General features: G+C 56.1%; 15 protein-coding genes. 9 read left to right on the top strand and 6 right to left on the bottom strand.

The features are described 5' to 3' along the window. Positions 1–97 precede the first annotated feature (97 nt). From BBA90_RS03955 to BBA90_RS03980, 6 genes are read right to left on the bottom strand one after another with little or no spacing between them, the layout of a single operon-like run. Positions 98–553, bottom strand: a complete 456-nt coding sequence (locus BBA90_RS03955; RefSeq protein WP_065648014.1) for a hypothetical protein — start codon at positions 551–553, stop codon at positions 98–100. Between the two features lie 30 nt (positions 554–583). Beyond that, the gene (locus BBA90_RS03960) at positions 584–1,516 is read right to left on the bottom strand and encodes an HpcH/HpaI aldolase/citrate lyase family protein (protein WP_065648015.1); all 933 of its coding nucleotides are present in this window, start codon (positions 1,514–1,516) and stop codon (positions 584–586) included. A 1-nt stretch (position 1,517) separates the two neighbouring features. Beyond that, the gene (locus BBA90_RS03965; RefSeq protein ID WP_065648016.1) at positions 1,518–2,603 is read right to left on the bottom strand and encodes a cysteine protease StiP family protein; all 1,086 of its coding nucleotides are present in this window, start codon (positions 2,601–2,603) and stop codon (positions 1,518–1,520) included. Next, on the bottom strand, positions 2,590–3,381 hold the full coding sequence (locus BBA90_RS03970; protein WP_065648017.1) for a hypothetical protein: 792 nt from the start codon (positions 3,379–3,381) through the stop codon (positions 2,590–2,592). The genes BBA90_RS03965 and BBA90_RS03970 overlap by 14 nt, the downstream gene beginning before the upstream one ends. After that, on the bottom strand, positions 3,374–4,507 hold the full coding sequence (locus BBA90_RS03975) for a phosphoribosyltransferase domain-containing protein (RefSeq protein WP_369826835.1): 1,134 nt from the start codon (positions 4,505–4,507) through the stop codon (positions 3,374–3,376). The genes BBA90_RS03970 and BBA90_RS03975 overlap by 8 nt, the downstream gene beginning before the upstream one ends. Beyond that, positions 4,504–5,601, bottom strand: coding sequence for an ATP-grasp domain-containing protein (locus BBA90_RS03980; RefSeq protein WP_065648018.1), 1,098 nt, complete (start codon positions 5,599–5,601; stop codon positions 4,504–4,506). Before BBA90_RS03980 ends, BBA90_RS03975 begins: the two co-directional genes overlap by 4 nt. 307 nt (positions 5,602–5,908) lie before the next feature. On the opposite strand from BBA90_RS03980, the gene BBA90_RS03985 reads away from it, so the two are divergent. From BBA90_RS03985 to BBA90_RS04025, 9 genes are all read left to right on the top strand, one after another. Then, positions 5,909–6,487, top strand: coding sequence for a TerD family protein (locus BBA90_RS03985; protein WP_065648019.1), 579 nt, complete (start codon positions 5,909–5,911; stop codon positions 6,485–6,487). Next, on the top strand, positions 6,487–7,647 hold the full coding sequence (locus BBA90_RS03990; RefSeq protein WP_065648020.1) for a TerD family protein: 1,161 nt from the start codon (positions 6,487–6,489) through the stop codon (positions 7,645–7,647). The genes BBA90_RS03985 and BBA90_RS03990 overlap by 1 nt, the downstream gene beginning before the upstream one ends. A 12-nt stretch (positions 7,648–7,659) precedes the next feature. After that, the gene (locus BBA90_RS03995; protein WP_065648021.1) at positions 7,660–8,115 is read left to right on the top strand and encodes a tellurite resistance TerB family protein; all 456 of its coding nucleotides are present in this window, start codon (positions 7,660–7,662) and stop codon (positions 8,113–8,115) included. Between the two features lie 28 nt (positions 8,116–8,143). Beyond that, positions 8,144–9,178: a TerC/Alx family metal homeostasis membrane protein gene (locus BBA90_RS04000; protein WP_065648022.1), complete on the top strand. Its 1,035-nt coding sequence runs from the start codon at positions 8,144–8,146 to the stop codon at positions 9,176–9,178. A 68-nt stretch (positions 9,179–9,246) separates the two neighbouring features. Continuing rightward, on the top strand, positions 9,247–9,825 hold the full coding sequence (locus BBA90_RS04005) for a TerD family protein (RefSeq protein WP_040113371.1): 579 nt from the start codon (positions 9,247–9,249) through the stop codon (positions 9,823–9,825). Positions 9,826–9,894: 69 nt separating this feature from the next. Continuing rightward, a complete protein-coding gene (locus BBA90_RS04010) occupies positions 9,895–10,470 on the top strand; it encodes a TerD family protein (RefSeq protein WP_040113372.1) in 576 nt (191 codons plus the stop codon). A gap of 75 nt (positions 10,471–10,545) precedes the next feature. Beyond that, a complete protein-coding gene (locus tag BBA90_RS04015; protein WP_065648023.1) occupies positions 10,546–11,778 on the top strand; it encodes a vWA domain-containing protein in 1,233 nt (410 codons plus the stop codon). A gap of 168 nt (positions 11,779–11,946) precedes the next feature. Further along, positions 11,947–12,693 carry a MerR family transcriptional regulator gene (locus BBA90_RS04020; protein WP_065648024.1) on the top strand — a complete coding sequence of 249 codons (747 nt, stop codon included), beginning with the start codon at positions 11,947–11,949 and terminating at the stop codon, positions 12,691–12,693. Between the two features lie 216 nt (positions 12,694–12,909). Then, entirely contained in the window at positions 12,910–13,836 is a 927-nt protein-coding gene (locus BBA90_RS04025; RefSeq protein WP_065648025.1) for an aminoimidazole riboside kinase, read from the top strand. The last annotated feature ends 30 nt before the right edge of the window (positions 13,837–13,866 follow it).

Genomic DNA, 13,866 nt, shown 5'->3' on the forward strand with positions numbered 1-13,866 from the left:
GGCGGGTAACTTGCTGTTCGCTTTTTCCTGTTTTCAGGCTGATTCAGGCCGGCTGATAAACGCCGGACTGTTCAGCAAATGGCCTGATTCCCGTGCGTTAAGACTTCTTGCCTCCCTTACCCAGATTCTGTTCAACCAGCCACTCAATCACCTGACTGCGATTAAGATTATGGCGGTTAGCGTAAAGCTGAATTTTACGTAATACCGACAGGCGCAGGGAGAGAGAAACCGACTTTTTGGCCTCTTTGTCGAGTATCACTGACGCAGAGAGATTCTGTCCTGCACCCGCGCTGTCATGTAACGCGAGACTTTCACGCATCATTTTAACGATTTTAGGCGTCAGCGATCCGGCGCCGGTCATCTGATAGTTACCGGCGGATTTATTAAACCTGATCTCTGCCTGATAGCTGGTGCGGATTTCACGTAAATCGCGCACAAACGTCGGTTCAGAGCACGCCATTTGCTGCAGTAAAAGCGCCTTTTCTACGGGTTTACCCGTGCTCAGCAAGGCGACCAGCTGATACTGTCTGTACTGTTTTGCGCTCAGAGGCATAGCACACCGTTAAAAGAGTAAAGATAGCGATCACTGACGCTGGGCGTAAACCGCGCCGGTATACGCGCTGACAATACCGCAGTGTGCAGACCGCTCCAGCATAGCAGCAGCCCAGTTGCGATGCGTGGCAGGTTCGCACATTGCGCCCTGCGATTTAAATACTGCCTGTTCTGAATTCATGATGCGCAGCGCATCTTCGTAGTCGCTCTGCTCCGCCATCAGACCGCGCTGAATGATCTCCAGCTGCGCCGGATGGATAGCCGTTTTCCCGACCAGCCCGTGCGCCACATCCAGCGCCAGCTCACGCTCCAGCAGCGCCACATCTTCGATGCGTTCACACACCGGGGCCGTTAGCGCAAACCCGCGCGACGCAAAGGTCGCCACCAGCATTTTCACCACGTAACCCAGCGGCCCCTCATAGAGCGTAAGGTGGCGCGAGCGCCGCAGTCCCAGAACCGACATCAGGTCGTTGCCGCCAATGCGCAGAGCCAGGATACGCTCGCGGCACGGGTGCTGTTCCAGCAGGCTTGCCAGCTGTTGCATCGCGGTACTGTCAAAAACATCGCGCGTTTCCAGCGTCGGCATCAGCAGCAGCGACGTTGGCGCCAGCAGACGCCACCAGGAGAGTACGTTAGCCTGATTAAACTTCGGTAAAACAAACCCGTCGATACCAGACAATTCGCTATCGTGCAGCAATGCGGCAGCCATGGCTTCATCGCGCGGCCGGATAAACACCAGCGGCGGGGTATGCGTGGGGGTTTGCTGCTGAAGCTGGCGCAGTAAAGTCTGCAGGTTATCCCGCGCCAGAGTCACATCCCGCTCGCTGACGGCGTCCTCCAGGCAGATCACCAGCGAACGCAGCTGGGGGATCTTTCCATGCAGGATCACGTCAGCCAGATCGCCGCGGGTGGCAGGCATATAGAGCGTGGCACCCAGCATCCAGGGGGAGAGTGGCAGGCTCATATCACGACACCTTCCTGATAATGGTTACGGCACGATACTGCCCCAACGTATCGCCCATCTCTTTTACCTGAATATCTTTTTGCGCGGCCAGATGCATCAGCAGGGCGACATCCGGATCGGTTTTACTGCGGACCAGGACGTGATCGGGCACGCGGCGCAGCACCGCGCGCGTGGCTTCGGCAATGCCGGGTTTGATACGGTTGCGGTTAAGAATATGATACTGCGCCGCCAGCTGGTTAATCACTGCCTGAGCAATCGCCTGCTGGTTGCGAAGGTGGGTGGCGTAAGGCACCGCTGCAGCAATCTGTGCCGTATCCAGCTGCTGCCGGAACCGGTCTACAGTGTCCACCATGCGCAAACTGCAGTCATACGCCAGCAGATGATCGCACAGCACGCAGCCGTGCAGGCCAGAGGCGCTCCACAGGGAACGTGACACCATGCCGGAAACCGGCGCGCCCATAATGCCAAACGGGATCAGCCAGTCGTCATCGGAGGCGGCAAGCCAGGCGCAGCCCGCCGGATCGGCCAGCACCGCCAGTCGCGGCAACGGCGGGTAGCCGGGCCGGTCGCGCAGGCTCTCAATCAGCTGGCCGGTGATGGCACCCTTACCGGTCCAGCCATCCACAAATACGATGCCCTCTGTGCCGTGCTTCGCCTCAATCAGGCTCAGCGCAGTTTCATCAATGCCGCGATCGCGGATAATGCTGATACCGTAGTGATACGATACCACGCCCATATCGCGCAGCGCGCGCTGCAGCATCACGCCAGGTGGCACGCCGGCCCGTACCAGGCTAACCAGAATCACAGGTTGCCCAGCGGCCTGAGCTATCAGCCCTTTAGCCAGCGTCACAACGTCACGTGCAAGCCGGGCGCTGCCCATCTCCAGCGCGCAGTTAAATATCTCCAGATGCGCCGCAGACGGCGCCGGCTCCTGGCTCAGCATCTCGGAATAGTGCTTCTGGCCGGACTGGATCAGGCGCTCTTTCTCATCGACCGGCGTCATCTCAAGCTGAACCGGATTCAGCAAAAACTGCACGTCCGAGGGCAGATAGGTGCCATGCAGCTGCTGTAATTCAGGGTTTTTCATGGGCGTCGGCCTTGTCAAAAATATGGCGGCGGATGGCGTCAGTAAACTGGCTGCGGGCGGGCATGCCAAACCAGTCACAGTGCTGCATAAAGCTGAAATCGCTGAGGCTATCGCCCAGCCCCATTACCGGGAATGGGCCACGCGTGTCGCGCAGCTGCTGCAACAGCCACGCCACCGCATGCCCCTTCTGAATGCAGTCAGGGATCCAGGCGATATTGTTGCCATTGGCATGGATATAAAAGCCCCGCGTATCGAGCTGCTGCTGCATCTGCGCATTGAACGCATAGAGTTCGGCAATCTGCGTGCTGTCGCGATGTTTCATCACAAAATAGATCGGGACACCATTATACTCGTAGTTCATGCGGCACCAGGCATTAAGGCCAGCGCGATCCAGCGCATCGCTCAGCTGCTGGCGATAGCTAACCAGCTGTGCCCGCATGGCTGACAGCTCGCTGGTAATACGATCCTGCCAGGCGCGGTTAAGGCTGCCGTCAGGTGACGCAATAACCGCGCCGTGCGTCATGACTTTCCAGGATGTAAAAGGCAGCGCCACGCGCGCCGTCTCTTCCGTACCGCGCGCGGTCACCGGGATCAGCTCTGCGCTCTGCAGCAGCCAGGAGACCAGCATCGACTGCTCCTGTGACATAAAGCTGCGCGGCTGCAGCTCGCGATCGTAGGCGCCCACTTCAACCGGGGTCTGCAGGGTTTCGGTCAGCATTTTTCTTTTCGTCTGGAACAGCGTGTCATCCAGATCGCACAGCACAACCGGCTTATTCATAAGCGATCACCTCAATGCGGGGGGCCGTCTGCTGTAATCCTGCCAGCAGGGTGGGACAGACAGCCTCCGCGGGCGTTTCAACACAGATAATCACCCGATCAAACTGCTGATGCGCCACGTTATAGACAAAATTTGGCATGCCAAGACCGTAGTTATCGCTGAAAGCGAGTATGGAGCTAATCGCCAGACCTTCTGAGATCGGCGAGCGCGTCAGTGAACCAAAGCGCACGCAGGCACCCTGCTGCTCCAGACGCTCTGCCAGCAGAAAAGGTGGCCAGATAAATTCTCCCGATCCCAGTACCAGAATACGTTCGCCCGGCTCAGAGTGCATATCGTCTGCAAAGCGGCAGTGAGCGTCCGCCATCCCCAGCCGTCCCCAGTCCTGACGGGCGGAGAGGGCCACTGCGCCCTGCGCCGTCACGTTTACCGCAGGCATTACCGGTACCGGTGCCCCTGCGCGTGGGGTCCAGTGCCACCGGCCCGCAACCAGTGAAACCGGCTCCACCGGCAGCGGACAGTGATGACGCACGGCATCACCGCTCCAGTCGGTGAGCGTGACGGTGACCACACGCGTCACCGCCTGCAGACCCGCTTCGCGCAGCGCCTGCAGCAGATTCAGAAACGTATTGCCCGTGGTCGCTTCATCATCAATCAGTACCAGCGTACGCGCCTGCAGCGCACGGCGGCGCAGCGTAGCGTCAGCCGGAAGATAGATAAGGTGATCGGTGGCGTGACTGTGATCCTCTTTAAATTCACACAGCAAATCACCTTCTACCGGATGACGGGTGCTGGTGAGGAACACCGGCTCAGCGATCTGCTCTCTGGCCGCGCGGAATACGCCAGCGGCGAGACCCACGGCGGTTTCGGCCATACCGATAAACAGCACCGGCCCCGGAAGGTCATGCGGCAGTTTTGCTGCCAGCGTCTCATAACTGGCGCGCATGATGGCCGGACTGACCGGGATATGACGTCCCAGTATTTTGCTGACAAAAAGGAATGCCCGTTTGGGATTGCGGCGTGCGGCAATATCAAACAGCGTCTCCAGTGGCGTCTCGCTCGTCGTTTCTACACGCAGCGTGCCGCCAGGCAGCTCGCGCTGATAGATCTGTAAGGCAGCGGTCATCAGCGGCACTCCTCATCCGGGCTGGCAGACCATGTGACAGGGTCACACTGTGGCAGAGGCTGAACGGCATTGGTCGGGATGACCTGCACCGGATTAAACGCGGCACGCTGCGCAATGGCGTCCGCTGCGGAAATCAGTTCCAGCTGACGCAGTGCAAACAGGCCGGGCAGGTTAATCCCGCTGAACGCGGTATAACCGATACCGCCAGAAGGACGCAGGTTAGCCTCCAGCAGCACCGGATGCCCTTCAGCATCGTTGCGGGTCTGGACATTAATCAGGCCATCCACATGCAGCGTCTCTGCACAGGCAACTGCCAGGCGCCAGGCGGGCGTCTCCTGTTCAAAAACCTGTACTGAGCCCTCTTTGCGCCGGGCGACGGCTGCAATGACCCGGCCATTCTCCACCAGCATATCTACCGAGCGTTCCGGACCTGCAAGCCAGGGCATGACAATCTGCAGCGGCAGCGACTCACCGGCCTGCTGTGCACGACGCAGGCTCTCAATAAGCACGTCAGGATGGATCTGGCGGCTGTCCGGGTTGTTAAAAAAGCTCAGGGTATGCGCATCGCGTCGCAGCACCCAGAACCCCATGCCATAGATGCCGTGCACCGGTTTGATACAGGGTCGATGGCCCTGCGCCTCAACCTGCGCTATCGCAGCCGCTACCTCATCCGGCGTGCGCACTTCAATTGAAGGTACGGCAGGCAGACCGTGCGCGCTCATCTCCGCGCTAAAACGGGTTTTGTTATCAGCGAGCGTAAAGGTGGCGCGCTCGCGAGCGCCTGTTACCAGCCTGACACCCAGCGCTTCAATAGCCGTTCGCTGCTGCTCCAGCAACGCTCCGCGTTTGCCGGCGTGGATGGCACGTACCCGGTGCTGCTGACAGACATGCCGGATAAAAGCGAATAGGGCACCGTCATCCTCAGGTTCCAGATAAGCAACATCTGCTTCCGCCAGAATTTCCGGGCGGGAGGAGCGGTGAGAGGCAATCAGCACGAAATCATGCCGGCCCGCACGTCGCGCCTGCGCCACCAGCGCAAGAATATCTTTTTGGGAAGAAACCCCTTCCATAAACCAGATAGCATCCGGCTGACTCATCGTGTTGTATTCCTTATTTTTGCAGCGCAGGGCCTGCTGGCGCCGTCAGGTGAACGCCAGAACATTCAGGCAATCATATTATGATTGAATAAACTAATAAAGCACCTCGCTTCATTTACAGATTAATGACAGTTACCGCCTTACCAATAAAAATAGATAATTCTTTATAAAACATTACATTCACAACTGAAAGTAATCATATGATGATTGTTTTCTTGCGCAGGATAAAACTCATGTTATGATTGCTGAGCTGTTAAATTGATCGGCGTTTTTACTGCAGCAGCTAACCACTCATTAAGGAGAAGTGATGGTATCTTTAAGTAAGAATCAGACAATTTCGCTGGCGAAATCCAGCAGTGCGATTTCTCAAATTCAGTTCGGACTCGGCTGGGATCCTGCCAAAAAGAAAGGACTCTTTGGCAAACTTTTCGGCGGGGGCGATAGCATTGATCTTGATGCCAGCTGCGTGCTGCTTGACGCGCACGGTGGCGTGGTGGACACCGTCTGGTTCCGCCAGCTTCGTTCAAATGATGGTTCAATAGTCCACAGCGGCGATAACCGTACTGGCGAAGGCGACGGCGATGATGAGGTGATCAAAGCCGATCTGTCGCGTCTGCCAGCCAGCATTGAAAGCCTGGTGCTGACGGTAAACAGCTTTACCGGGCAAACCTTCAACGATGTAGCGAATGCCTTCTGTCGCGTTGTTGATCAGCAGGGCAAAGAGCTGGCGAAATTTACCCTGACCGAGCAGGGCTCGCATACGGCGGTCGTAATAGCTTCACTGCGCCGCAGCGGCGGCGAGTGGAACTTTACTGCGCACGGCAACGCTTCGCGTGCCCGCACCATTCAGGACATGATCCCCGATATTCAGGCGGTACTCTACTGATGAACCTGACGCCAGGGGGCAATGCCCCCGTACCTAATCAATCGCTGGTGGTGCGTGTCTCCTCTGGCGTACCGGTCGATATCTCAGCGTTTCGTCTCTATGACAACGGCAAAGTGCGCGGCGATTCGGACATGGTGTTTTATGGCCAGCGCGAAAATGATGACAGTACAGTGCGTCTTTCCGCGTCCGGCAACGAAACCATGTTTACCGTTAATCTGGCAACGCTGAAAAGCGATGTGCAGAAAATAGCCTTTACCGCCACCTGTGATGCCGGCAAAACCGTTGCGTCACTGGCGCGTCTCGCCATTCAGGTCGAAGCCGGCGGAAGCGTGCTGGTGCAGTGTGATGTTGATACCACCGGACGCAGTGAGGCTGCGCTGATCCTGGGCGAGCTTTATCGTCGTAACGGCGAATGGAAGTTCCGCTTTGTCTCTCAGGGCTTTAACGGCGGCCTGCAGCCGCTGGCTGAACACTTTGGTATAGAAGTGGATGAGAGCAGCGCTGCGCCCGCACCGGCTCCGGCACCAGCACCACAGCCCGTCGTAAATCTGAGCAAAGTCAGTCTGACAAAAGAGAAGCCCTCCATCAGCCTGACGAAAAAGGATGACTATGGTCAGATCCGCGTCAACCTGAACTGGAACCAGCGCGCTGCCGGCAACAGCGGCGGCGGTTTCCTGAAGGGCATCTTTAACAATAACAAAGGTGTTGACCTTGATCTGGCTGCGTTTGTGGAGCTGAAAGATGGCTATCGCACTATCGTACAGGCGCTGGGCAACAAATTTGGCAGCTTCCGCAGCGAACCCTTCGTTGAGCTGAAGGGCGATGACCGTACCGGCGCCGTCAGCGACGGTGAGTGGATCCATATCAACGGCAGCGAATGGAAGCAGATCAAAGAAGTCCTGATCTTTACCTTTATCTATGAAGGTGTGCCGAGCTGGGAAAACACTGACGGCATGGTGACCATTCAGGTTCCGGGACAGCCGCCGGTGGAAACCGCGCTTACTGAAGGCAACAACCGGCAAAACATGTGTGCGATTGCCCGTCTGATTAACGACAACGGCGCAATCCGCGTAGAGCGTATCAACCGCTATTTCAGCGGCCATCAGGAACTCGATCAGGCGTTTGGCTGGGGCTTTAACTGGCGCGCCGGTTCCAAGTAATCAGGAGTAATTATGAGCTTTTTTAACTCTCTTAAAGACAAATTTAACGCCGGCCGCGACGAGCTGACAAAACAGGTAAGCCGCTACAAAAACCGCGCCTTTCTCGAAGGCACCGTGGCCGTCTGTGCCCGTATTGCTGTTGCCAGCGACGGCGTCAGCAGCGAAGAGAAGCAGAAAATGATGGGGTTCCTGCGGGCGTCGCCGGAGCTGAGTATTTTCGACACCAATGAGGTGATCCAGTTTTTTGAAAAGCTGGTGACCTCATTCTCTTTCGATATGGAAGTGGGCAAGGGTGAAACAATGAAATATATCCTCGCCTTAAAAAATAAACCGGAACAGGCGCAGCTTGCGGTCCGGGTGGGTATTGCCGTGGCCAAAAGCGACGGTGACTTTGACGCCACTGAGCAGGCTAACGCCCGCGAAATTATTCAGGCGCTGGGCTTTCAGCCCGCTGAATTTGGCCTGTAACCGTTACTGACTTTTCTGGAGCTAATAGATGGAATCGACCCATATCGGGTTTCCGATTGAAACGGTAGCGGTGTTTTTACTGCTCTCTGTCGGAGCTATTTTTATCGACCTGTTCATGCACCGGCATGACAAACCTATTTCGCTGAAAAGCGCGGCGGGCTGGTCAGTATTCTGGATCCTGATGGCGCTGGCCTTTGCAGGCTTCCTGTATGTCCATCACGGCGCGGAAGTGGCCAGCCTGTTTGTGACCGGCTATGCGCTGGAAAAAGTCCTGTCGGTAGACAACCTGTTTGTCATGATGGCGATCTTCTCCTGGTTTGCCATTCCTAATAACTACCGTCACCGCGTGCTCTACTGGGGCATTATCGGTGCCATCGTGTTCCGCGGCGTTTTTGTTGCCATCGGTACAGGCCTGCTGGCGCTCGGTCCGTGGGTGGAAGTGGTATTTGCCGTTATCGTAGGCTGGACGGCTGTGATGATGCTGAAAAGCGGCGATGACGATGATGAGATCGAAGATTACTCACAGCACTTTGCTTACCGCATGGTCAAACGTTTCTATCCAATCTGGCCAAAACTCAAAGGCAGCGCCTTTGTGCTGAGCCAGAAAGAGGTCGATGCTGAACTCGCTAAGCCGGAGAACGCGGATGTGCAGGTAGGTCGCGTGAGCAAAGCGGCCCGCTACGCTACGCCGATGCTGCTCTGTTTAGCTGTGGTTGAACTTTCAGATGTGATGTTTGCGTTCGACTCGGTGCCGGCCGTGATCGCGGTCAGCCGCGAGCCGCTGATTGTGTACAGCGCCATGATGTTCGCTATCCTTGGTCTGCGTACACTCTATTTCGTGCTGGAAGGACTGAAGCAGTATCTGGTGCATCTGGAAAAAGCGGTGATCGTGCTGCTGTTCTTTATCGCCTTCAAGCTGGGCCTGAACGCGACCGAGCACTTCTTCCATCACGGTTACGCTATCGGCGCAACCACCAGCCTCTATGTCGTACTGGGCGTGCTGGCACTGGGGATTATCGCGAGCCTGCTGTTCCCGGGTAAAAAAGAAGAGCAGGCAGAGTAAGTCAGGGCGCGGCCCGGCCGCGCTATTGAATACCGCATACAGCGTATGCACGACGTGAGGAAAATAACATGGCAGTGACTCTCTCTAAAGGCGGCAACGTCTCCCTGGCAAAAGTCGACCCTTCACTGAAAAATGTGAAAATTGGTCTGGGCTGGGATACCCGCTCCACTGACGGTCAGGATTTTGACCTTGACGCCTCCGCTTTTCTGCTCACCGATGCAGGCAAGGTGCGTGGCGATCACGACTTCATTTTTTACAACAATCTGAAATCGGCTGATGGTTCCGTGACCCATACCGGTGACAACCGTACCGGTGAAGGTGACGGGGATGACGAATCGCTGATCGTTGAACTGGACCGCGTACCGCAGGACGTGACCAAAATTGTTTTTGTGGTCACCATTCATGATGCCGCAACCCGCCGCCAGTCATTCGGGCAGGTGGCAAACGCCTTTATCCGTCTGGTCAACAACGACAGCAACGTGGAAGCCGCGCGTTACGATCTGTCTGAAGATGCCAGCACGGAAACCGCAATGCTGTTTGGCGAGCTCTATCGCCACGCGGGCGAGTGGAAATTCCGCGCCGTTGGTCAGGGCTATGCAGGCGGCCTGGCCTCAGTCTGCGCGCAGTATGGTATCAACGCGTCCTGATCCGCAGTCACATACCCATTATCTGCCCGGTCTGGCCGGGCATCAGCCACAAGCAAAGAGGATTTCACCATGGCAGTTAATCTGACAAAAGGCGGTAACGTAAACCTGTCCAAAGAAGCCCCAACCATGACCAAAGCGATTGCTGGTCTGGGCTGGGACTCACGCGTCACCGATGGTCAGGCGTTTGACCTGGATGCATCGGTCTTTCTGGTCGGCGCAGATGGCAAAGTGTTATCCGATCAGCACTTCGTGTTCTTCAACAACGCCACCAGCCCGGACGGCTCTGTCGCGCATCAGGGCGACAACCGCACCGGTGAAGGCGAGGGTGACGATGAGCAGGTAAAAATTTCGCTGGCTACCGTGCCCGCCGACGTGCAGAAAGCCGTTTTTGCGGTAACCATCTACGATGCGGAAGCGCGTAAGCAGAACTTCGGTATGGTCTCTAATGCCTACATCCGTATTGTTAACGAAGACAACAACAGCGAAATCGCCCGTTACGATCTGTCAGAAGATGCCAGCACCGAAACGGCCATGGTCTTCGGCGAGCTCTATCGTCACAACGGTGAGTGGAAATTTAAAGCGGTGGGCCAGGGCTTTGCCGGCGGCCTGAAAGCGCTGGCAGCTCAGCACGGCGTATCCGTGTAACGGACTGCTGCAAAAGAGCCTCTTCCCCGTGAAGGGGCTTTTTTTTGTCTGTTAACCACCCACAGGGAGTGAAATATGGAACTGACCACCGGACAGAATATTGCTCTTAATAGCACGTGTCCTGAACTCTGCCTGACCTGGAAAACCAGGCCTGGATTCAGCAGCGACATTGATGCTTCAGCGTTTTTGCTCGGCGCAAATGAAAAAGTCCTCGGTGATTCGTCGATGATTTTTTTCAACCAGCCGCATAACGAAAACCGCAGTATTGTCATGCACAGCCATGCCGGAGAGGCGCGTTTTCAGATTCAGCTTCACGCGCTACCCGCTGCCGTCATGCGTATTGCTGTTACGCTGGTTATCGATGGCAGCGATACAGTAGGGGGTTTACAGCAGCTTACTCTGCAGTGTGGTGAACATCGCTACGATATCGCACCCGGCGATCGACGCGAGAAAGCCCTGATTGTCTGCCATCTCTATCGTCATAACGAACAGTGGAAACTGCGAGCGGTCGGGCAGGGATTTGATGGAGGCCTTCATCCGCTGGCGCTGCATTTTGGCGTGGATGTAGCAGAACCTGTGATCGCATCAGTACCCGCGGTTAGCCTGGAGAAGAAGCTTGAAAAACTGCCGCAACTGGTCAGCCTGGCAAAACCAATCCGCGTCAGTCTGGAGAAACACCGGCTCTCAGAAGTTAAAGCGCAGGTCGCCTTTGTGCTGGATGCGTCAGGCTCCATGACGGCACAGTTTAAGCGCGGTAATGTGCAGAAGGTGCTGGAGCGGGTAGCGGCGCTGGCCGTGCAGTTTGATGATGACGGCAGCATGCCGGTCTGGGCGTTTGGCGAAAAATTTCGTCAGTACGAGGATGTGTCACTGGATAACCTTGAGGGTTACATCGATCGTATTCGCAACGACGGCAGGCGGACGATGTGGGAAATCCTGCCGGGTCTGGGCGGCACGAACAATGAGCCACCGGTACTGGAAGCGATTAACAATACCTATCGCGACGCCACACTACCGGTGTATGTGGTCTTTATTACCGATGGCGGCATCAATAAAACACGCCTTATCAAAGAGAAACTCAGAGAGTCCGCCACACTGCCAGTTTTTTATAAATTCTTAGGCCTGGGCGGCAATAATTATGGCGTGCTGGAGCGTCTGGATACCTTTACCGATCGCCTGATCGACAATACACATTTTTTTCCGGTTGATGATGTCGGAAATATCAGCGATGAGCAGCTTTACGACTGGCTGCTGGTGGAGTTTCGTGACTGGCTGGATGCAGCAAAGCAAAAACGTATTCTGCGATAAGGTACGGCAGAGCGTTTTTCCTGCCGCTGCGGTTTACAGTCAGAACGCTGCAAGTTTTATGCAAATCAATGTCAATACGGTATCAATTGCGGATAACTAAGCGCACAATAGGGGTTCGTCGGCAGCGTTCTGAGCTGCTGACCCACACCCGATATCGGGGGACCTGTAATGAGTTTATATTCTGTCGAGGCCATCTGCGACCTCACCGGCCTTTTACCCGCCACCTTACGCAACTGGAAGCGCGCAGGCCTGATTACCCAGCCACAGCATAATGGTGAATACACCAGCGGACAGCTAACGCGTATCTATAGCGTGCTGGACCTGACGGCTACCGGCAGCACGCTGCCTGAAATTTACGCCTTTCTGCAGGGCAGGTCACCGCTGCCGCAAAATCGCTGGCAATGCCGGCAGGAAGAGATGACGGACCAGCTGCGCGACAGCTCGGATTTAGCGCTGCAGGCGCGCATGCGACAGATGGGCAGCGACTACAGCGGTGATGATTTTGTTAACGCTTATCTGAAGCCGCTGAACCTGCTGCTGCGCAGTGATAACAGCGCAGATTCGGTTATAAAGCAATCACGCTTTCATGATGCCGTGGTTTTTCACGCACGCTGTATCATGCGTGCATCGGAGCGTCGTAAAACTGTCCCTGTTTTTCTGGAAGCTATCAGCGTGACAGACGCAACCGAAATCTGGCTGGAAGCTATTCGCCTGACCGGGCAGGGCTGCCGGGTCGAGATTTCCGAGAATGTGACCGGGTTGCCGGCCACCTCAATTTATCGGCACGATCACCATATGATGTGGTGTGGAGCAGGGATCTCGCAGCTGATGCAGTGGAACTATCGTGAAAAACTGCGCAACGATAAACCGGTGATGCTAAGCGGCCCCGATCGCACATTGCTGACTGCAGCCTGATAAAGTTTTACAGCCCGGCTGGCTGCCGGATTGTACCTGTCGGCTAGCCTTCAGCCACCCTCTGAACACTCTGCCCATCAACTTCTGCACCCATAAAATCTGGTATCACCCGCACACTTTCGCAAAAAAGTGGCCTGAACCTTTCTAACCCCCTCCGTTTGTGCATAATAATATGTTATTGCTAAACCGATTTAGCTTGCGATCAGGAGAAGTGAAATGGTCAAACGGGTATGGTGTCTGGGCGATGCAGTTGTGGATCTGCTGCCGGAGTGTGATAACAGATTGATTCAGTGTCCCGGCGGTGCGCCCGCCAATGTGGCGGTGGGTATCGCCAGGCTTCAGGGCAACAGCGGCTTTATTGGTAAAGTAGGCGGCGATCCCTTTGGCACGTTCCTGATTGATACGCTTAATGCCGAGCAGGTAAACACCGAGTTTATGCAGCCAGATAACACGCAGCGCACCTCGGTTGTCGTGGTGGCGCTGGACGCAGACGGTGAGCGCAACTTTACTTTTATGGTGCGTCCTTCAGCAGATCTGTTTATCGAAACGCACGAGCTGCCAGCTTTCCGGGCGGGCGAATGGCTGCACTGCTGTTCGATTGCACTGCTCAGAGATCCCTCACGAAACACCACGCTGACGGCGATGCAGCAACTGCATGAATCGGGCGGCTTTGTGAGTTTTGACCCCAACATCCGGCACGATTTATGGGCAGATGAAGCGGAGCTGCGCGACGCGCTTGCCCGTGCGCTGGCTCTTGCTGACGTAGTAAAGCTTTCAGAAGAAGAGCTGACCTTTATCTGTAACACCAGCGATATCGCGGCAGGTATGCAGCAGCTGGCTGAGCAATATGCTATCAGGCTTATTCTGGTTACCCAGGGCCGCCAGGGCGTGCAGGCATGGTCCCGTGGCACGCTGCAGCACTATCCGACGCGCCCGGTTGTCAGTGTGGATACGACCGGCGCCGGAGACGCTTTTGTTGCCGGGCTGCTGTGGCATTTAGCCGGACAGGGTTTGCCGCAGGATGACGTGCAGCTCAGAGAGTGTCTGGAGCGCGCGCAGATCTGCGGCGGGCTGGCAACCACGGCGAAAGGCGCAATGACCGCGCTGCCTTATCTTGATCAGCTGCAGCAGCAGCTTGCCTGATTAAAGGGGGCTTGAAGGCCATTAGCACCG

It is taken from the genome of Pantoea eucrina (assembly GCF_001691555.1).
In the GTDB taxonomy this organism is placed as follows: Bacteria; Pseudomonadota; Gammaproteobacteria; order Enterobacterales; family Enterobacteriaceae; genus Pantoea; species Pantoea borealis.